This window comes from Acidobacteriota bacterium (assembly GCA_003225175.1).
Lineage (GTDB): Bacteria > Acidobacteriota > Terriglobia > Terriglobales > Acidobacteriaceae > Gp1-AA112.
This window is the reverse complement of the sequence record QIBA01000044.1, coordinates 87906-109570: the sequence shown is the minus strand read 5'-3', so window position 1 is coordinate 109570 and position 21665 is coordinate 87906. Positions and strand designations below refer to the sequence as shown.

General features: G+C 53.7%; 14 protein-coding genes. 12 read left to right on the top strand and 2 right to left on the bottom strand.

Annotated features, from left to right (window positions below):
• From DMG62_11790 to rfbD, 5 genes are all read left to right on the top strand, one after another.
• Window positions 1-1682: hypothetical protein (locus DMG62_11790; GenBank protein ID PYY22851.1), on the top strand; the 1682-nt coding region annotated here is incomplete at its 5' end.
• Between the two features lie 109 nt (window positions 1683-1791).
• Window positions 1792-2808, top strand: a complete 1017-nt coding sequence (rfbB, locus tag DMG62_11785) for a dTDP-glucose 4,6-dehydratase (protein PYY22843.1) — start codon at window positions 1792-1794, stop codon at window positions 2806-2808.
• A 25-nt stretch (window positions 2809-2833) separates the two neighbouring features.
• Complete coding sequence (gene rfbA / locus DMG62_11780) at window positions 2834-3748, top strand: glucose-1-phosphate thymidylyltransferase (GenBank protein ID PYY22842.1); 915 nt, start codon at window positions 2834-2836, stop codon at window positions 3746-3748.
• Entirely contained in the window at window positions 3745-4284 is a 540-nt protein-coding gene (gene rfbC, locus DMG62_11775) for a dTDP-4-dehydrorhamnose 3,5-epimerase (protein ID PYY22841.1), read from the top strand. The genes rfbA and rfbC overlap by 4 nt, the downstream gene beginning before the upstream one ends.
• A 2-nt stretch (window positions 4285-4286) precedes the next feature.
• Window positions 4287-5201: a dTDP-4-dehydrorhamnose reductase gene (rfbD, locus tag DMG62_11770; GenBank protein PYY22840.1), complete on the top strand. Its 915-nt coding sequence runs from the start codon at window positions 4287-4289 to the stop codon at window positions 5199-5201.
• A gap of 71 nt (window positions 5202-5272) precedes the next feature.
• Here the strand turns inward: rfbD and DMG62_11765 are convergent, their stop codons facing one another.
• Together DMG62_11765 and DMG62_11760 are read right to left on the bottom strand one after the other, a co-directional pair.
• A complete protein-coding gene (locus DMG62_11765) occupies window positions 5273-6433 on the bottom strand; it encodes a UDP-N-acetylglucosamine 2-epimerase (non-hydrolyzing) (GenBank protein ID PYY22839.1) in 1161 nt (386 codons plus the stop codon).
• Between the two features lie 128 nt (window positions 6434-6561).
• Complete coding sequence (locus tag DMG62_11760) at window positions 6562-8712, bottom strand: oxidoreductase (GenBank protein PYY22838.1); 2151 nt, start codon at window positions 8710-8712, stop codon at window positions 6562-6564.
• Window positions 8713-9030: 318 nt separating this feature from the next.
• Between DMG62_11760 and DMG62_11755 the strand changes: the two genes are divergently transcribed.
• From DMG62_11755 to DMG62_11725, 7 genes are all read left to right on the top strand, one after another.
• Window positions 9031-12405: a hypothetical protein gene (locus DMG62_11755; GenBank protein PYY22837.1), complete on the top strand. Its 3375-nt coding sequence runs from the start codon at window positions 9031-9033 to the stop codon at window positions 12403-12405.
• Window positions 12406-12411: 6 nt separating this feature from the next.
• Window positions 12412-15270 carry a hypothetical protein gene (locus DMG62_11750; GenBank protein PYY22836.1) on the top strand — a complete coding sequence of 953 codons (2859 nt, stop codon included), beginning with the start codon at window positions 12412-12414 and terminating at the stop codon, window positions 15268-15270.
• 115 nt (window positions 15271-15385) lie between these two features.
• A complete protein-coding gene (locus DMG62_11745) occupies window positions 15386-16783 on the top strand; it encodes a lipopolysaccharide biosynthesis protein (protein PYY22835.1) in 1398 nt (465 codons plus the stop codon).
• Between the two features lie 175 nt (window positions 16784-16958).
• The gene (locus tag DMG62_11740; GenBank protein ID PYY22834.1) at window positions 16959-17660 is read left to right on the top strand and encodes a hypothetical protein; all 702 of its coding nucleotides are present in this window, start codon (window positions 16959-16961) and stop codon (window positions 17658-17660) included.
• Window positions 17657-18988 (top strand): hypothetical protein, encoded by a 1332-nt coding sequence (locus DMG62_11735; GenBank protein PYY22833.1) that lies wholly within the window; start codon window positions 17657-17659, stop codon window positions 18986-18988. The genes DMG62_11740 and DMG62_11735 overlap by 4 nt, the downstream gene beginning before the upstream one ends.
• Window positions 18989-18998: 10 nt before the next feature.
• Window positions 18999-20177 (top strand): hypothetical protein, encoded by a 1179-nt coding sequence (locus DMG62_11730; protein ID PYY22832.1) that lies wholly within the window; start codon window positions 18999-19001, stop codon window positions 20175-20177.
• Window positions 20174-21664 carry a hypothetical protein gene (locus DMG62_11725; GenBank protein ID PYY22831.1) on the top strand — a complete coding sequence of 497 codons (1491 nt, stop codon included), beginning with the start codon at window positions 20174-20176 and terminating at the stop codon, window positions 21662-21664. Before DMG62_11730 ends, DMG62_11725 begins: the two co-directional genes overlap by 4 nt.
• Window position 21665 lies beyond the last annotated feature (1 nt).

The window sequence follows — 21665 nt, the reverse complement described above, 5'->3', positions numbered from 1 at the left end:
TGAGCCAATATTTTACCGATGTCCAGAATGGGAACTTGCCGAAGTTTGCGTACATTGAGCCTGGATTTAACGATGGCACAGATGAGCATCCGAGTGACGACATTACTCCGGGACAGAAGCAGGTAGCGAAGATTGTGAACGCCCTGATGAATAGCCGGTCGTGGAAGGATTCGGTGTTCTTCCTAAGCTATGACGAGGGTGGCGGGCCCTATGACCATGTCCCGCCCGTTCCGGGACACTCGAATGACTATACGTCGGCGGCGCTGAAGAGCATTACGCCGGATATTCAGAGCATTGCGGTGAATCCGGATTCGTTTAAGCCTTGTCCGCTGGTGTCGGGGAGCACTCATTGCGATCTGCGGAGCGGCGATCCGGGAATGAGCTCGGGGGATGCGCCGGCGCAGCAGGGGTTCGCGGCGCAGTTGGGGTTTCGTGTCCCGAACATCGTGATCTCGCCGTTCGCGCGTCGGCACTATGTGTCGCATATCCCAATGGATCACACGGCCGTGATCAAATTTGTGGAGAGCCGGTTTATTGGTCCGAATGCCAACCTTACGGCGCGAGACGCGGCCCAGCCGAATCTGCTGGACTTCTTTGACTTCAATGCGGTGCCCTGGGCGAATCCGCCGTTGCCGCCAGCTGGGGCGAGCGGCTCGTGCGCGCCTTCGAATCTGAGCGCAGCTTCGGAGTGGTTGACGACCCAGCAGTTGTCCGATGGCGCGATTGAGTACACGTTGACGAAGATTACGCCTTACTTTGCGAATCTGGCGGCTACGGGCTGGTTGCAGGATGCGTCTCAGTACTCGCGTGTGAGGAATCATATGCAGTGGTATCTCAATCATGTGAACACTGGGACGGACGTTTGGGGTACGACGGGCACGATCTACGACTATGCGGTCTCAAATGGGACTACCGACGGATGCTATGGCGGATCGTGCAGCGCGGATTCAACTGACGCTTACGCGAGCACGTTGCTCTCTCTTGCTTGGGATGCGTGGAGCACTGGCGATTCCGGCCTGCGGAGCTTGATCAGTGGGAATCGTCCGACGCTGGATCTGGTCGCGTCTGTGCTAACGAACTCAAAGACGCTTGACTCGAGTGATGGCTTGACGTTCGCGTACCCAGGAGCCGGTTACAAGTACCTGATTGACAATTGTCAGGGCTACCGTGGGCTGTCGGACTATTCCACTTTGGTCCAGCAAGCGTTTAATGACTCGACAGCTGCGGCGAGCTGGAGCGGTCATGCGTCGGACATGAAGAACGGTATTCTCGCGTTTTGGAACTCGACGACGAATACGTGGGCCGTCGACAAGAGCAGCAATGGAACGATTGATCAGGCCGTAATGACGCGGTGGTATCCGGATGCCGTGGCACAGATATTCCCTGTGGTTTTCGGCGTGGTCGATCCGAGCGATACCCGGGCGGTGAACGCATACGCGTCTTTAAATACGTACTTTCCCAGCTGGGATACCTTCCAATTTAATGATCCCTTTCCCTGGGCGATTGCGGGGTATGCCGCCGCGCTGATGGGTGACTCGGAGCGGGCGAACACCTATCGACAGTCGGTCGAGAGCAAGTATGTCAACGTGACGCCTCAGTTTCCTTGGCCGTGGTATGACGAAGAGGCCGGCTGGTTGATGCGCATGATGGCTCTGCAGCAACGCACTGCGATGGCGTTGTAAGGCGAAAGATCCTGCCGAATAAGGTCTAGTCGCCAGCGTAACCCTCTCAAAACAGCGACGTTACAGGCTATAATCCAGACAGTCGTTCCACTTCACACTCCCTCATTTCGTGCTGCAGACAGTTAGAGAATCGAGCTACCACGTCGTTAATCTCGATAAACTTACTTACGCGGGGAATCTGCAGAACTTCGAATCGCTGCAGACCTCCTCGCGACATACTTTTGTTTGTGGCGATATTTGCGATCGTGAACTCGTGTCCAGCCTTCTTCGTGAGCATCGGCCATTTGCGATTGTGCACCTTGCCGCCGAAAGCCATGTGGATCGATCGATTCTCGGTCCTGAGGAATTCATTCGAACCAACGTGAATGGCACCTTTACGCTTCTCGATTGCGCGAAGAATTATTGGCAAGAGCTCCGAGCGGAAGAGAAGAAGAGTTTTCGCTTCTTGCATGTGTCAACCGATGAAGTTTACGGCTCCCTAGGACCTTCTGATCCGGAATTTACCGAAAAGACTCCGTTTGCTCCAAATAGTCCCTATGCCGCATCGAAGGCGGCTTCCGATCACTTGGTGCGTGCCTATCATCACACCTATGGCTTACCAACCCTGACCAGCAATTGCTCGAATAATTATGGTCCCTTCCAATTTCCTGAGAAATTAATTCCCCTAACGATCCTGAATGCAATGAATGGAAAGTCCATTCCCGTTTACGGAGACGGTAAGAATGTGCGCGACTGGTTGTACGTCGAAGACCATTGCTCGGCCATCGCGGCGATTCTGCTTTCGGGAGGTCCTGGCGAGACCTACAATGTGGGCGGCTCGACTGAGAAGACCAACGTTGAGGTCGTGACGACGATCTGCGAGACAATGGATGAGATCCTGCCCGATTCGCGCTTTCGACCACATGCATCCTTGATCAAGTTCGTGACAGATCGTCCTGGCCATGATCGTAGATATGCAATCGACGCGACGAAGTTGCGCACTCAACTCGGATGGAAATCCCAGGAGACATTTCGCACTGGCGTCAGAAAAACGGTCAAATGGTACCTGAGCCATAAGCAGTGGCTCGAATCAGTAGTGACCGGTGCATACAAGGAGTGGGTCGCCGTTCAGTATGCTCGTGGTTAATTGCACCAAATAGGATTGGATTCTGGTGAAAAAAAGAAAGGGAATCATACTGGCCGGCGGATCGGGAACACGTCTTTATCCCGTAACGCACGTTGTCTCAAAACAACTGTTGCCGATTTATGACAAGCCTATGGTCTATTACCCGCTCTGCACGCTGATGCTTGCGGGAATGAAAGACATCTTAGTTATTTCTACGCCAACCGACACACCGAGGTTTCGGGATTTGCTCGGCGACGGAAGCCAGTGGGGATTGAATCTTTCCTATGAGGTCCAGCCGAACCCGGGTGGACTAGCTCAGGCGTTTCTGATCGGACGTGCATTTATTGGACACGATCCTAGCGCGCTGGTCCTGGGGGATAACATCTTCTACGGACATGATCTGCCAGTAATGTTGCGTAATGCAGCGGCACGCGAATCTGGAGCAACGGTCTTCGCGTATCAGGTACAGGATCCGCAACGTTATGGCGTGATTGAGTTGGACCAGAATGGGAACGTAATCAGCCTGGACGAGAAACCGCAATACCCGAAGTCGCGATTCGCGGTCACCGGCTTGTATTTCTATGATGCGCAAGTAGGAGAGATCGCAGCGAGTCTAAAGCCCTCAGCCCGCGGAGAACTTGAGATTACCGATGTAAACCGCGCTTACATCAACCGGGAGCAATTGAGAGCAGAGGTCATCGGTCGCGGTATCGCATGGCTCGATACCGGCACGCACGACTCACTTATCGAGGCCGCACTGTTCATCCAGACAATCGAAAAACGTCAGGGGCTTAAGATCGCTTGTCCGGAAGAAATCGCGTACCGTTGCGGGTTCATTGATGAGGTTCAGCTGGAGCGATTGGCAATGTCGATTCAGAATAAGGATTACCGGGCATATCTGCTTCAGGTTTTGAGCGAACCAGAAGCCAAGTTCGCGATTGCATTCTCTGCGCAGAGATGAAGTTAACTGTGACAGAGCATCCCGATGTACTGATTGTTGAACCAAGGGTCTTCGAAGACAGCCGGGGCGCCTTCTTTGAGGCCTACAATCAGACGACTTTCAAGAAGCTCGGACTCCCCAATGACTTTGTTCAGGACAATCAGTCCACTTCAACGAAAGACGTGCTGCGCGGACTTCACTACCAGATTGGCCAGCCGCAAGGAAAGTTGATCAGGGTGTTACGCGGCGAGATATTCGATGTCTCCATCGATTGTCGAAGAAAATCGCAAAGATTCCGCCAGTCAGTTTGTGTGCGGCTATCCGCTGAAAATCGCAAGATGTTGTGGATTCCTCCGGGATTCGCTCACGGTTTCCTCGTTCTTTCAGATCAGGCTGACGTCTTGTACAAGACGACAGACTTTTACGCTTCGGAACAAGAGCGGACCTTGATTTGGAATGACCCCGAGCTCTCCATACCGTGGCCGACGGCAAAACCGATACTGTCCGTCAAAGACCAGCAAGGGTTACCGCTTTCACAGGCTGAGCTCTTCGAATAGGAATGGTTGTGAACCATCGTCCGAACACTTTGCTAATCGGAAAAAACGGCCAAGTTGGTTACGATATTCTTCCCGAGCTCGAGAAGATTTCGAATGTGACAGCCATTGACGTGGAGACTTTGGACTTAACTCGACCTGATGATGTACGTCAGTTCGTGAGGTCGTTGCGTCCTGATATTGTCGTTAATGCCGCCGCATACACCGCCGTCGATAAGGCAGAATCTGAGCCCGAGCTTGCCGAGGCGATCAATGCAACAGCGCCTGAAGTGCTCGCGCAAGAGGTCGCTCGCACAGGCTCTCTTCTCGTGCATTACTCTACCGACTATGTCTTTGATGGAACCAAGTCTGACCCGTATGTCGAAGAGGATCCAGTTTGTCCGATCAATGCATATGGAAGAACAAAGGCCGAAGGAGAGAAGTCGATCAGGCGCGCAGGTTGTAGACATCTGATCTTTCGTACAAGCTGGGTCTTCAGCTATCGCGGAAATAACTTCCTACTAACTATCCTCAGATTGGCGCGGCAGCGCGATGAGTTTAGGATCGTTAACGACCAGATTGGAGCCCCGACGTCAAGTCAATCGCTCGCAAGTGCCACTGTTGAAGTACTCCAACATATTCTCAGTGCGGGAGGGGCGGATGAGAACTGGGGTACTTATCACATGACGGCCGCCGGCGAGACTTCCTGGTTCGGTTTTGCGTCAGAAGTTTTTCGGCAAGCATCCCCCGAGCTATTGAACAAGGTTCCGCAATTGCATCCGATCCCGACATCTGAGTACCCAACTCCGGCTCGGCGTCCATCGAACTCGCGCCTTAATTGCGAGAAGTTGAGATCGAAATTTGGAGTGATCTTGCCGCATTGGCGAGACTCCATCGTTCGAGTCTTAGCATTGGTTAATGCGACCGGAGGAATCTCTTAAATGTCGATCGACAATTCACACACGATGTCGGAGCCCAAGAACTCTTCTGGTGGATATCCCCTCGGTACAATCTACGTGCGGGACGTCTGACATTGAGGTATTGACTCGAGCACTTGTTTGCCGTGCTCTCGTCTCAGCACCGCGGCTATTCTCTCGGCTGCATGTCCGTCCCAGAGCGGAGGAATTTGTCCTCGCCTTACCTTCCCTGAAAAAAATTCACTGGCCGCGGCGGCAACTTTGCTCAGATCGCGACCAACTACTTCGTTTGTACCCATGCTCACCGTTATCGGACGCTCAGTATTTTCGCGAAGGGTAAGGCAGGGTACCCGCAAGAAAGTCGTTTCTTCCTGAATCCCACCTGAATCCGTTATGACCAGTTTTGCTCGTTGTTCCAATGCTAGGAAACTCACGTAAGAAATCGGATTCATGAAATGAATCCTTTCTCCGGATGCTTCCAATCCCGCAGCTCGCATTCGTTCTCGCGTCCTAGGGTGAATTGGAAACACAATCGGAAGCCTTTGCGACAGTGCTAGTAAGGTCTTCAGCATATTGGAGAGCCAATCAGCGTCGTCCACGTTCGACGGGCGATGCAGCGTCACCAAAATAAAGTTTTCCGGGATGTCTGCCGGAATCGCAAATGCCGCCTGCGGCAGCATTCGGATCAATGTGTCGATCATTACGTTTCCGACCAAGTGCACCCTTTCAGAGGTAATGCCTTCGCAAGCTAGGTTGCGATTGGCATCCTCCGACGGCGTAAACAGGAGGTCTGCTAATTGATCGGTTAGGACGCGGTTGATTTCCTCTGGCATTCTGCGATCGAAGGAGCGTAGTCCAGCTTCCACGTGCGCCAACCTGATTGCTATTTTGGAGCAGACCAGAGCCGCTGCAACCGTTGAATTAACGTCTCCGTATACAAGCACCCAGTCGGGATGTCCTGCGCTGACAACAGGCTCAAATCGCTTGATAATGTCCGCAGTCTGTTGGGCGGGAGAACCCGATCCGACTCCAAGATTGAACCGTGGTGTGCCTATGTCGAGCTGCTCGAAAAACACGTCGGACATATTTACATCGTAGTGCTGTCCGGTGTGCAGGATCGCTTGATCGACGACCGAGTTCTGCGATAGAGCGCGGAAGACCGCCGCTGCTTTGACGAAATTGGGTCGCGCTCCAACAACATGCAATATCTTCAATGAAGAATTTCCCAGCCCCAGCTCACTGTTCTTTCTGTCCATGTCATCTGAACCGGCTTAACGGGCGTTTTTCAGCCTTGCGCTCTGCAGCGGCTCACGCAGGCAATGTACTCCGCCTTTCGTCGTAAGCTGCTCAGCTTGCAAAGTCTCGCGGCGCTGGATATCCCGATTCACTCAGCATCGAAAACTGAGCTGCCATGAATGATTTGCTTCTCAATCTCGAAAGCTATCCGTGCAGCCTCTAGCTGTTCATTGAGAGAGATTGGCCATTCTGCACTCTGAAGGAGACAATCTGATAAAGCCTCTAATTCCTCCCTGTGACCCTTCTGCTGCGTCATCGACTTCCAGCCGCCAGCCTTGGTTCCCGCAATCGTCAGAGACTTATATTCGATCATTGACAGCACTTTGCCATCGACGAAGATTTCCATAGCTTCCTTTGGATGCGCCTTGCTCCCCAAGGCGGTGTAGGTGAGCGTGCCCACTGAACCGTCCTGATACGCAATGCTGGCGACGAAGTTCTCGTTCTTACCATACTGTTTTGACGGGGGCGAAATGGATATCGCATCAATCATCATCGCCCTGCTTTCCGTAAGGAAGTTGAAGATGTCGTAGATGTGGCATGCCTCACCCAAATTTCGACCTCCTCCTTCCGCCGAGTGTACCCAGTGGTCTGGAGCAACATAGCCAGCATTCATGCGGTAGTTGACGATGATGGGCGTAGTCCGGTGTTTCAGGATTTGTTTAACGCGTTTCATCAGTGGTGAGAAACGGCGGTTGTATCCAGTCATCAAGAGCGGAGCGTTGTTGTTCTGATAGAAGCGCTCGATCTCCCCCAGATCGTCAGGATTCAAAGTAAGCGGCTTCTCCACAAAAACGTTCTTTCCTGCCCGAAGTGCGCTCAATACCATGCTTCCGTGTAGATTGTGCCGTGTGGCGATGATCACGAGATCGATTGCTGGATCGCCGAGAACCTGCTCGAATTCAGTAGTTGCATAAGAAGCGCCAAATTGACCTGCGATAGCGCGGGCGTTCGCGCCGGAGCGGCTCATAACGCAATGGAGAGCAACGCGATTCTTCAACCCCATTAGATTCGGCAGGTGTGTGGCAGCCGCGAAATTTCCAGCGCCGACCAAAGCTACTTTTATCTTGTTGTCTCCTTTAGCGGGAACTTTCAACATTACGACCCGGTTCTCGCTAAGTTCTCGCTCTGGATATTCAAGGACCACGACCAATGAACGCTCGTGGCCGATCTTTAAAGCGTCGTAGGCTTGCGGTGCCTGGTCAATTGAATATTTTCGGATTCCTAAATTGGAAATAGACACTCGGCCAGACGCCAGCAGGTGCAGGTACGCTTCCATGTTGCGGTTTTCCGTCCAGCGCACGTATCCGAGCGGATAGTCCTGGCCGCCCTCTTCATACACAGGATCGTAGCGCCCCGGTCCATAAGAGCACGAGATCAGGAAATCGAGTTCCTTCTTATAAAAATCGGAACGTTTGAGATCAAGGCCGACATCTCCCACCAGCACAACGCGTCCTTTTTTGCGGCACGCCTGCATTGCTTCGCTGATGATGGTGTTGCTTACGCCTGCCGCCGTTACAATCACAGCGTCCGCTCCAAAGCCCTGCGTGAGGCGACAGACGCAATCGACGTAATTCTCAGTGGAAGCGTCTATGCCAAAGTCCATTCCGTGAGCGAGCGCAAGCTGCACGCGGTCAGAGTCGATATCGACGCCGCAGACCGTACATCCATTCGCACGCAATAATTGGGTAGTTAGTTGTCCTAAGATACCTAAGCCAACCACCACAATGGTTTCGCCCAACGTTGGATTAGCTCGCCGCACTCCTTGCAAGGCGATAGCGCCAAGAGTCACTGTCGAGGCCAATTCCGTGCTGATCCCACATGGGATTTTCACTGCTAGGTTTACGGGAACATCGATAAATTCAGCGTGATTGGCCACGCCTCCACCGGCACACCCAACTAGATCGCCAACAGCAAATTCGGAGACTTCAGGTCCGACCTCAATCACCTCGCCCGCGGCCGAGTACCCGATTGGGAGTCCGGCGGACAATTTCCCCAACACTCGGTCAAGTGTGCGTTTCACCCCTTGATCGTGCATCAACTCGATCACTCGCCTGGCATGTTCCCGCTGCTTCAGCGCTCTGCTGTACAGGGGCATCCCGGAGTTCCCGACGCTTGCCATTTCTGTGCCAACGCTTACACATGAATGGCGCACGCGGACCAGCAGGTTCTTAGGGCTGACCTGTGGTGCAGGCACATCCTGCACAATCACGCCACCGGCTTTCACGAGTGCCTGTTTCATTTCCCTTAATCTTAATGACTCATTGGCTCAGACTATGGCCCTTGCTTATCCAAGTCCTCCGAGAATATCAGCAAGGTTTCGCCACCCGCCGCGTCCATTATTTCCATGCGGTGATCAATTCTGAATATCCAATGTCATTCGACGCTTCTCAAGCGGGGTGTCAAGTGATCAAAGCCTTTAAATGCATAGCTCTCGGTATGGTAAACTGCTCCCTCCTTAGCTGCTTCAACCTAACGTAATGAGAGGATTTTGTCGGTGGCAGTGGCCTAGGGAAATACACGCGAACTTCTCTTTTCGGTTCGTCTTAACGGTTGTGTGATGAAGCTCTTCCCCGCCTTCGCAGTTTCGACTTTCTTCCTCCTAGTTTCTTTTGCAACCTTCTCTTTGGCGCAGTCGGTTGATCCCTATGCAGAGGCCCGGGATAAGGACTCGGCTCTGCAGAGCTACCGAGTACTTCAGCAGGGGCGAAGTGCCACTCCGGACGCAGATGCTGCACTGACTGCAGATGTGATCGTGGATCTGCTTCGGAAGGAGCCGGTCCTCAAGCTACAGGTGAAGCGCGTTCTTATTCAAAAGGCTCTGGATCAAGGCCTCCTTCTGGCGGAGGAAGATCTTGGCGATACTGAGTTGTTTGCGCTGATTCGGGATGAGTTCACGATCCGAAAGATCGCCAGCGACGAGATCGAAAAACGTCACTATCTTCCGCTCAGGCCGACGGACGAAGAAGCGTTCGAAGCACGTCTCACCCAACGTAGCGTAGAACAGCTTGAGAATAGTGAAAGCACTCGCCAGGAGAGCAAACAAAGAGAAGCCGATGGAGCAGGTGGGGAGAGTAACCGAAGGCCCCTCGTGCGGGCAGGTGCGCCAGCGGAGAATGCAGGTCCTTCGCCGGATAGCGGGCCAGGCACTCTTAGTCCCGATGATCGCACCCTGCCCCGCATCACTCCGAGTGAATTGCCGCAATTGCTGACCGCCTCAGCAGATCTGGGAGGTTCCGGAAGCGCAGGGCTCTCGAGCCGGTCTGCTGTCACTCCGTCGTCTCTTCTCGTGCCGACGATAGCGCCCGAGCCAGCGTTACCCTCTGAGCGCGAAGTGCTTGCGCGCGCGAACCAGCCTGCCTCATCTGTGCCTCGGGTTATGACAGCTTCGGGAGTACAGGATTCAGATCGCACATTCCGAAAGAAACCCAACCCTTACGCCATGGTGCCGTCTCTCTATGACCTGTATGAACAGTTGCCCGCGCAGGGCAAGAATCTGGAGCGCTTCGGCGCGAGCGTATTCCAGAATGGGACGGGCAACGTAGATCAGCTTCCCATGGATGTTCCTGTTGGTCCTGATTATGTAATCGGTCCTGGGGACGGCGTCAACGTCGATTTATGGGGCTCCGTATCACAACGGCTTCAGCGTGTGGTGGACCGTGAAGGTAGATTATCGCTGCCCGAGGTTGGAACGGTTCTCGTTGCTGGCAAGACCCTCGGCGAAGTACAGCAGGCCGTCCAGAAACAGCTTCGCAACCAGTTTCGGGATGTTCAGACCGATATCTCTCTCGCTCGGCTGCGCACCGTCCGCGTCTATGTCGTGGGCGATGTCGCCAATCCCGGTCCGTACGATGTGAGTTCACTGTCGACTGCTCTGAATGCCGTGTACTTGGCGGGAGGTCCGACATCAAAGGGATCGCTGCGCGTCGTAAGGCACTATCGTGGAAAGCAGTTGCTGGAGGAAGTTGACCTCTATGAACTGTTGCTGCACGGGGTGAACTCCGATGTTAAGCGGCTTGAAGCTGGCGATTCAATTCAAGTTCCGCCAGCCCGACCGGAGGTTGCAGTCGACGGAATGGTTCGTCGTCCCGCTCGCTACGAACTGCTGCGCGAAAATTCGCTGGACGAAGTTCTTGAGCTTGCAGGAGGCCTTCTTCCCTCATCAGCCCTTCGCCACATAGAGATTGAGCGAGTGCAAGCGCATCAGAATCGGACGATGTTGAGCCTTGATTTGCCGAATTCGGACAGCGCGGACCAGGTCAGTAAGGCTCTTGCTTCATTCAGAGTACAGGATGGGGACCGCGTAAGAATCTTTCCCATTCTTCCTTATGCTCAACAGGCAATCTACTTGGATGGTCACGTGTTTCGTCCTGGCAAGTACGGTTATCGAGAAGGAATGAAGATTTCCGACTTGCTGCACTCCTACAGCGATATGCTTCCTGAGCCGTCGCGGCGCCATGCGGAGGTCATCCGTCTATCAGCTCCGGATTTCCGGCCCTCTGTCATTGCATTCAACTTGGACGAAGCCTTAAAAGGAGATCCAAAGTCCGACTTACTCCTTCAGTCGCTGGACACCATTCGCGTATTCAGCCGTTACGATTTTGAAGATCCTCCTGAAATTACGGTTTCAGGAGAAGTTCGCAAGCCTGGCATCCACAGAACTAGTGGCGATTTACACATTCGTGACGCCGTATATCTTGCGGGAGGTTTGACGCGCGATGCACTGCTATCAGATGCACAGGTATTCCGGCGCCAAAACGGGAAAACGGAAGTCGCAAGTATCAGTCTAGAGGCTGCGCTAAGAGGAGATCCTGCAAACAATCTTCTGCTTCAACCGAAAGACCGCCTGATTATTCATCGCGATCTTACAAAAGCTGATCCTGCGTCGGTTAAGATCGAAGGTGAAGTCGAGCGTCCTGGAAAGTATCCGCTTGGCTCCGGCATGACCGCCACTGAGCTAGTACGTTTGGCGGGTGGCTTCAAGAGAAGCGCATACATCGATCTCGCGGACCTATCGCGATATGTTGTTCAAGACGGGGCGAAGATACAGGGTCAACACGAGCAAGTGGAAATCGCAAAGGCGTTCGCCTCGAGAGATGCAGATGTTTCACTTCGGGACGGGGACACATTAACGATTCGTCCAATCGCCGGCTTCAACAATGTAGGTGCGACTCTTACTGTCAAGGGCGAGGTGATGCACCCGAGTGTTTACGGAATCAAAGAAGGGGAACGACTTAGTTCTGTTTTGAAACGTGCTGGCGGCTTCGGGCCGGATGCGTACCCGCAGGGAATTGTCCTGAGTCGTGATGCTCTGCGAGTGATGGAAGAGCAGAATCGCATCGACCTGATCTCGCGCTTGCAGGCGGAAAGCGCGAACCAGCCAAAATACAAGCCTGGCACGAGTCCGGCGGAGGCGGCCTTGGTGGCACAGTCTGCTTCTCTGCAGCAGCAACAATTAATCGATCGCCTTAAGAATGAGCCTCCAGTCGGAAGGCTAGTAGTTAGAATCAACGGGGATATCAGCAAGTGGCAAGGTGGCCCGCAGGATGTGGAACTAAGGAAAGGCGACATAATCGTAATTCCCAAGCGTCCCACCCAGGTAATGGTGACGGGTCAAGTCTATAACCCAACCGCTGTTACGTACCAACCCGGAAAAAACGCAGAGTGGTATTTGAAGCAATCTGGCGGCGTGTCTGAGTTAGCAAACAAGAAATCGATTTTTGTCGTTCGAGCCGACGGCTCGATTGTCGGACGCGAAGGTGGGACAAGCGGCTTTTGGCATCAGAGCGTTCTCAGCACCGTTCTTCGACCTGGCGATACTGTAGTCGTTCCTGAAAAGCTGCTGGGCGGCACGCCGGTGTTCAAGACCCTGCTCGAATCGGCGCAAATAATTTCGTCCATCGCCGTCACTGCCAAAGCTGTAGGAGTGTTCTAGATACCTGTGCGGTTCTCCATTCCGATTCTCGCGGTTGGAATCATGACATGCGGTCTCCAGTCCTTGGCTCAAAGCGCGGACTCCTCGGATATTGGCACGCGATACTCTTATCGTGATCAGTTGAAGGCCGCGTCAGACCCCTTGCCTGCTGCTGATTCGTCGACGGAGGATTCGCCAACAGACTACAAAGAGGCTTTGCGCCGCCTCGCCGAGGACGACGAGGTTGGAGCCAATCCGAACAGCGCCAGTTCCAAAGTGAAACAATCTCACGACCGACGCCATCCCAGCCAGGCATCGCCTCAAATAAACACGAGGTCAAGCAATTCGGCGAGGGATTCGGCAGAGGAGCTTCCGCGCGTTCAGCGAGAAATCGTGCAGCCCGTGTCACTGCAGGGCGGGAGTCAAGCACAGGTGCTGCAAGTACCTGTAGTCGCAGTGAACCCGTCATCCTGCACTGATGCATATTGCGAGCAGCTTCATCGCATAGCGGATAGCGCTAATCTGCAACCGAGCCTTCGCGTATACGAACCGGGTCGGACTCCCACCACCGAAGCTAACTTTCTGAAGAATCTGGCATTCGATCAGATGCACATCTGGACAAGCCCGTTTAAGCTGCGTGACAGCGATGCGACCTGGGCGATCCCGTTTGGAATCGTAACGGGAAGTCTTATCGCTACGGATCGCGATATCTCCAAGCGGTTGTCCAATCCTGGGCGGATCGACACGAGCAGGCAGGTCTCGAATTTGGGACTTTACAGCTTCATCGGTGCAGGTGCTGGCATGTACGGTCTGGGCCTCATCAGCCACAATGATCACCAGCGCGAAACTGGTTTGCTCGCCGGCGAAGCGTTTATCAATGCGACGCTCGTAGCCGAAGCGCTGAAAGTGGTCGTTGGCCGGCAGCGCCCGTTCGAGGGCGATCATTTTGGCCACATTGGCAAAGGAGGCAGTAGCTTCCCGTCCGCTCATGCGATCGATAGCTGGGCGCTTGCCTCCGTTCTGGCGCGAGAGTACCCGAATCCGTTGATGCAGATCGCCTCTTACGGTTTGGCCTCGGCTGTATCGGTGGCCCGTATTACTGCACAGCAGCACTATTCCTCCGATGTTCTGGTCGGCAGTGCCTTCGGCTACCTGATCGGCAAAAAGATCTATCGAGATCACCACAACCCCGAGCTTCCTGGCGCAGAATATGGCACTTTCGTACGCGAAGGCTCAAGGGGCGCAGAGCACTCAGGATCTGCTTATGTTCCGCTTGAGAGCTGGGTCTATCCAGTGATAGACCGGCTCGCGGGGCTGGGCTTCATACACAGCAATTTCGATTCTGAACGACCGTTTACCCGGCTAGAGTGTGCCCGTATCGCTGCCGAAGCTGCCGAGAATTCGGATCTCTACGATGCGTCCCCAGACATTCAATCAATAGTTACGTCGCTTCAGCAGGAGTTTGCGCGGGAATCAGAGGTTTGGGCGGGAAACTCTGATAATCGCAGTCTCGTGCTCGAATCCGTGTACACTCGGGCAACAGAAATTGCTGGCTCCGTATTGAGAGACGGATACCACTTCGGCCAGACGCTGTACAACGACTACGGCCGGCCATATGGTCGAGGCTTCAACAGCATCACCGGCTTCTCCGCTCGCGCCACTTCCGGCCCGCTGGTGTTCTATTTTCAAGGTGAATATCAGCATGCACCTGCTAATCCGGACTTCTCTCCTCAGGTGAAGGCGCAAATCACAGCCGCAGAGGCAGTTGCAAACCTGGGCACCGGTCCCGGTACTCCGCAATTGAATAGTGCGTTCCCAGCAGAAAATCGATTCCGCGTGGTGGACGCATATATTGGACTAAACTTTGGCAATTCCCTCGTAACGCTCGGGTCGCAGAGTCTGTGGTGGGGGCCGGGTACAGGCGGTCCGCTCATGTTCACCAATAACTCGGAACCGCTAAATATGATTCGGCTGAACAGCACATCACCCACGCAAGTTCCTTTGTTGTCAAAATTTCTCGGCCCACTGCGGTATGACATCTTTCTCGGTCAGACTGATGGGCAACATTTCATTTTTACATCGAGCGGGTTGCGTGGTCCCAATTTGGGCACTCAGCCATTTATTCAAGGACAGCGCTTCAGCTTCAAGCCCACTCCGAATTTTGAGTTTGGGCTAACAAAAACAGGAATTTTCGGAGGAAGTGGTTATTCCCTGACGGCGGGGTATCTGTTTCGCACGACTTTTACTGCAGCAAACTACTCCGCGGGTGACGCGAAAAAGCCCGGAGATCGACGCTCTGGCTTTGATGTGATGTATCGCATTCCAAGACTCCGTGATCGGTTGACATGGTACGCGGAAGAGTTCAGCGAGGACGAGATTTCGCCTATATTTTTTCCTCGAATGTCGGCAATGCGGTCGGGAATCTATGCAGCAAGGCTCCCCGGGCTGCCCCGAGTGGATCTGCGAGTGGAAGGTGTATACACAGATGTACCGAGCTATGGAGCTGGTAAGGGATATTTTTACTTCAACGCTACTTATCGGGATGGCTTTACCAAGAACGGCAATATTATAGGAGACTGGATCGGTAGGGATGGGCGAGGGGTCAGCGCCGCATCGACAATTTGGCTATCTGCGAAGAACTCGTTCCAACTCGGTTATAGGGAGGGTGTCGTCGATCAGGAGTTTCTACAAGGCGGACGTTATCAAGACTTTTCCCTGGGGGGGAGCTTTAATCTGCGTTCTGACGTCTATGCTTCCGCTACAGTGCAGTACGAGCACTGGGCATTTCCCGTTTTAAGCGGAGTTCCGCAGAATAATGTTTCGTCCTCGGTTCAAATAACTTACCGGCCTGAGCACCTTCGGCTCATAGGCGGGGGAACCAAGTGAGATTGGCGCAAAACCTGACAGCGATTCGGACACTGCGCTTCCCGTTGGCGATGCCGTTCAGCTCAATGACCACAGGCGAGGCACGACCGCCTGTGTTGCCCGCAGGAGAGAGGCTATGAGCTACTCGAGTGTGGCTCCCGTTCGTCAGCCTGGACGTGGGTTGCCGGATAAGGACATTCCGAGAACTCCGGCGCAGCCGGAGCCTTCAGATGGGAAGACCCTCGCATCCCTATGGCTGATTTGGGCACATCGACGAGTCCTTCTCCGCCTCGCACTGTACGCTCTGCTTGCCAGCACCGTAGTCGCATTTCTTATCCCCGCTAGATACGAATCCACTTTCCGATTGATGCCACCGGACAATCAGTCAGCATCGGGCTTCGCTACTGCCCTAGCGGCGATGGGCAGCGGGGGCGGGGGTGGGGCACTAGGAGGAATCGCTGGCGATGTCCTTGGGCTCAGCCTCAAGAACACAAGTGACATTTTTGTTGGCATCCTCTCGAGTCGCACCGTCCAAGACAAGTTGATCCAGCAGTTCGACTTGAAAAAGCTCTACGGCGAGCGCCGCATGGCGGATGCCCGGAAAGATCTGGCTGATCACACCTCCATATCCGTTGACCGAAAGAGCCAAATCATCACCATTGGCGTGACTGACCACGACCCGAAGCGCGCCGCAGCAATGGGCGAGGCATACGTCGAAGAACTCAACAGCTTAGTTGCGGAACTAAGCACCTCCGCTGCGCGCCGTGAACGCATGTTCCTCGAGGAGCGTCTGCAATCGGTGAATAAAGACCTCGAGGCAGCGGAAAAGGAGTTCAGCCAATTCTCCAGCAAGAATACTGCGATCGATATCAAAGAACAAGGCAAGGCGATGGTTGCAGCAGCAGCTACTCTCCAAGGAGAACTCATTGCCGCGGAATCAGAACTCCAGGGCCTCAGGCAGATTTACACCAATAATAATGTGCGTGTTCGCTCAGTACAGGCGCGGATCAATGAACTCAAGGACCAGCTCGAAAAAATCGGCGGCAAGGACGAGGATGCGTCGGCATCTTCCGCCCAAGGGTCAGACTCACTTTATCCTTCGATCCGTAAGCTCCCTCTATTGGGTGTTACCTATGCTGACCTGTATCGCCGGACAAGGGTACAGGAGGCGGTTTTTGAGACATTGACAAAGCAATACGAACTGGCAAAAGTTCAGGAAGCGAAAGAGATTCCAACAGTCAAAGTACTCGATCTTCCAAACATCCCTGATAAGCAGTCATTTCCGCCACGCTTGCTCATTATTTTTCTAGGAACTGCTCTGGCTGTCGGTATAGGCACAGGGTGGGTGTTTGCCAAGACAACTTGGGAACTGACCGATTCCAGTAACCCCAGAAAGATGTTCGCGCAAGAAGTACTTACGACGGTCAGTGCGAGGATTCCGAGACTTGGCAGAAACGGCGCCGGAAGACTTTCTGTTGAAGCTCCCATAGGTTGGGGTCCTTCGCGGCACGACGACGACGCAGCGTTGAAGTAAGGTCTTGTTTTCCCTGCAGTGTCGGTTTCTCCGAGGAATCGCGGTCAGCAAGTCCGTGGAAAGTGGACAGACGGCATGCCAGGTGGAGGGAAGAGGTGCTTGTCTTCTGCATGCTGCAGCAGAGCGGCTCATGGAGCCGGACTGAGCTTTTGCTTGTAAGACCTGGAGGGATCCGATGGCAGCTAGCGGCAGGTGCGTTTTGGGAATTGAGAGTGGCCGAGAAAAACCCAGCTTCAACGATCTGGGCATCGATCTGTGCCGCTATCGTGCCGATGAGGAGTTATTCCATAGGCAACAGCGGGAACTTGCGAAACATTTCAACAATGCGCCCGGCCCGGTTATCGATCTTGGTTGCGGTCGCGGAACGATGTTGGAATTGCTCACCTCAATTGGTGTCGCAAACTACGGTGTCGAGGCTTTCCCTCCCGCGTTACAAGTGTGCCGAGAAAGAGGCTTAAAAGTTGTGGAGAGTGACATCTTCCGGCATCTTGGCGAACTTGAAGATGCCTCGACTGGCGGTGTTGTCTGCTCGCATGTGATTGAGCATCTGCACCCACCGGAGGCGCTGCAGTTGGTTCGTGAGTCGTATCGAGTTCTTAAGAGCGGCGGTACGCTGGTCCTGGTCACGCCGAATCCCAAGAATCTTCTTATATTGACCGAAGTCTTTTGGCTCGATCTGACACACGTGCGGTTCTATCCGGCCCGTTTGCTGGATGGAATCCTGAGAGAGGTTGGCTTTGGTGCGGTGAACTGCTACGAGGACAAACACACTGCATATGGACGAGCCCTGCACAAACGTATCGGTGCCTTTGTGCGCCATTTGTGGCTATGGGGATTCACAAATCGCGGGGACGTCGTCGCTGTCGCACGTAAATGAGCGAAATCGAGGCCAGATCCGTTTCGGTTCAGAGGAGATTCTCTGGCCTGCTCTGGAACAGTAGCGGGGAGTCGCAGTTTGTAAATTCTGCGTCGTCGGTGGCGGTGCGCGCAATTTCGGGCCTGACGCGAGTAGGAATTCTCCTGGCCATCGCACGCACGTATGGTCCCGAATCCTTTGGCAAACTGTCCTTGGTGATTGCGATCGTAGAGATTCTACGGATGTTCTCCGATTTCGGAATCGATACGATCTCAATCCGCAAATTCACCCAAACCCCGACAGCGGAGCGGGGGGAACTGTTGAAGTGGATTCTGGGCAGCAAGCTGCTTCTAGCGGTTTGCTTTTATGGTGTGGCCGCAGGAGCGCTTTTCCTCCTCGCCAAAGGAAGCTTTGAAGTCTTTCTTGGCCTGATTGCGGGCCTCTCCATTCTCTTCTCGAGCCTCTTAGGGGCCTTTACGAGTTATCTCCAGAGCTTTTTTTCCATGTCGCTCATTTTCAGTACGACCGTTGCGAGCAGCGCAGCTTCGGTTCTGTTTGCATCTGCCGCGATTCACATGAAGGCGTCACTTCTGCTCGTGATCGCCGCCTTGCCCCTTGCAGACGCTCTGAATTTGATTTTGTTTTGTTCCAAGTCGGACTTGCGTTTGCGGCCGAGATTTGATGTTCTCCAGACTTTGTCACTTTTGCGCGAGAGTTTTCCGGTTGGCATTACGAGTGCCTTGGTTATTCTTTATTTCCGTCTTGACACTTTGTTTGTTTTTAAGTTTTCGGGAGCAGTGGCTCTCGGCCTTTACTCAGCGTGCTTCAGAGTCATCGAACCGGCTCTAATGATCCCCTCTTCTTTTTCGACGACAGCTTACGCGGTGCTCTCCGCTGCCAATCCGGGAAACGACAGTATCGCGCGAGCGATCCGTATCGTACTGCGGACCATGTGGCCTGCATATGCCGCTATTGGAGGCTTCGCGTTAACTGCATTGCTCGCAAGCAGGGAGTTTCTTGAGCGCTTCTTCCCAATGTATCTGCAAGCCTACCCAATCCTGATGGTTCTCAGCCTCGCTCTGGTGATAAGGTCGGCGAACATGGGGCTTACGTCGATATTCAACTCCCGGGGCATGTATTCAACGATCACGAGAATTGCTGCAGTAAATCTATCCGTGAATTCGATGTTGGCATTGCTCCTGGTACCCAAATATGGCGCCGTCGGAGCAGCATTGGCAGCGCTCATCACAGAAGGCCTGAATACAGCCACTCAGTTGTGGGCTTTGGCTCATCAAGCGCATCGGGCAAGGCCCAGTCTCGTAATGCGCATGGTCAACTCTCAAAGGTGAAAGCACTGATATGGTTGTTGCCGTCGATACGTTATTCATGTCAGCGAGGTTCAGACGTACTGGTACAGGGGTGTATCTTCGGCACCTTCTTTCCGAATGGATAAAGGGTGTCGGGCAAGAATTTCCTGGAATTGAGCTTCACGGCTTTTCACATTCCGGGGCGAACTGGGCCCGGAACCGCTTCCGTAGCCCGCTCCTTCATGTCCACGAGACGCGAGCTTTGGAGAATAAAGGTCTGTGGTTGCTTGGGGGCATGGCGCTTCAATCGGCTAAAATCGGAGCCGATCTGGTATTTCTGCCAACTGCGCAGCACTCCTTGCCGGGGTGGTCTGCTTCGGTTGTTGCCACGATTCTCGACGCTATCCCGAAGCGTCTTCCCAGCGGCATGAATCGGAGCAGCGCACGGTTGCACGCGATGACATGGATCAACGCGAGACTCGCTCGTCGCATCATTACGATCTCTTCTTGGTCAAAGCGAGACTTAGTTGAAATCTACGGCGTTAAGCCGGAGAGAGTACATGTGACGTATCTAGGCTACGATTCTGATCTTTTTAACCCCAGTGAGGCAGATCCGGAAAGCAGCGCAGATTTACTCCGTCGACTAGGCATACAGCAGCCTTTTGTGTTGCACCATGGAATGGTACAACTGCGGAAAAACGTCCATCGCTTGATTCAGGCCTGGGAACTCATTCATGAGACGTCTCCAGGCTTTGACACGCAACTCGTACTAGCTGGACCGATGGGACATGGCCATGAGGAGATTCTCAAAGTCCACAATGCTGCTCCGCACCGCGAAAAAATTATTTTGACGGGCGAATTGTCCGACGCTGAACTGGCGCTCCTTATCAAAAACGCAACTCTCTGCGTCATCCCCTCGCTTTACGAGGGTTTCTGTCTGCCCATGGTAGAGGCTATGGCGTGCGGCGTCCCCACGGTGGTTGCGAACACTTCGTGCCTCCCAGAGATTTCCGGGAACGTTCTGGAGTATTTTGATCCTGCTTCTATCGAGGAGATGGCGGGCACCATGCGGAGAGCTCTCGAAGATTCCTGTTTACGGGACCGCTTACGATCAAAAGGACTGGCAAGGGCTGCGGAATTCAGCTGGCAACGCTGTGCGCGGGAAACGTTGCAAATTTTGAACGAGACTTTCAATGACAGTGGCCGCAAGCCAACCCAGCGAGACGCATGATGATCAGTCGGTCAGCCTTCCAACAACGTCAAGTAGCACAGACACTATCGTGGAAGATCTGCGTTTTGATCGTAGGCTTCGCTGTCGCCCTCGACACACTGTTCGTTCAGTCTCCGCTGTTGTGGGTCGGAGTAGCTGGAATGCTGGTGATTGCAGTCCAGTTCTTGAAGCCGACTCTTAGCCTTGCCGTGGTCATTCTGACTTGTGGACTGTTGAGTTATTCGCCTTTCGAAAGCGGCGCACTGTCCCGTCTATACCCCGGTGATTTAGCACTTGGCATATTTCTTATTGCTTGGATTGTCAGTCGCAGTTCATGGTCGGTGAAGGATGTTTTTCAACCGGAGACCATCAACCGGCCTTTGCTGGGAATGGCGGTCGTCACTCCGTTGTCCATGTTGTGGTCACGCATGCACCCGGATCCGTCTGTGACATACAGCTTCCCCCACTCCGACGTTTCCTGGACCACCACGCAAGTTTCGCAACTCGCATTGTTGGCCATTACGATCTGCATGCCTTTTGCTGTGGCGGCAACAATGAAGACTTGGAAGAAGCTCGAAGCAGTTGTGGTTATCCTGGGGATCGCGGTGGCTTTCGGGGCCCTGGTGACGGCTGCCGCGCTGATTTTTGGTTTTGGTGGAACCTACACTATCCTGGGCGCCACCCGAGCTTATTGGGAACAGCCCTGGGATTCCTCGATTGAACCTCTGTCGTCCCTTTTGGTTCCGTTTCTTTACGCTGGAGTCGTATTTGGGCGCCGTTCTTTAACAAGATATTGGCTGATCTTCGTGCTCTTCGCCTTCTGTCTGATCGCAGTGGCACTTTCCTTCTCTCGAGAAACCTGGTTGCTCGCGTTTGTGGGGATGCTCGTAGTCACAGGTTTGTGGCTTTGGCGGCGAGTGAGCTCGATGTTTTCTCTGGTTGTTTGGTCTCAAGTCATAGCTGCCTTCCTTCTGGTTGGAGTATTTGCGTCTGGCGCCGTTGGACTAGTATCTCGCTTCTATAATCCGGACGAGGTGTACGGCTTCGAGAGAATTTATTTTTACATAACTGCTCTGCAGCTCTTTGCGAGTCATCCCGTTATGGGAGTGGGAGCCGGCAACTATCAGTTCTTTGATCGTACCTACGCTGAGGTTTCGGCGGGAGGCATTGCCCACAATCAGTTCTTAACCATTGCTGCCGAAATGGGCCTGCCGGGTCTGCTGATGTTCCTGTGGTTGCTTGCTGCGCTGATCCGGTTTCTTTGGAGGCTCGAGGTGCCGCGTACGGATGAGAGCGAGTCTCCGTACTGGCTCAGGGCGGCGGGATGGGCATTTATGGTTTGCTGGATTGTCGAATGTCTTTTTCGAGAGGCGTTCTGGGTGACAGCGGCAGCGGGCGGCGGCACTAAAGCCATAACGGCTACTATATTTCCGTGGATCCTGCTGGGAATTCTATTTGCGGCTTTTAATTTAAGCGAAAGCTCGCTTGAGAGAAGGAGCAGGGTCTGAG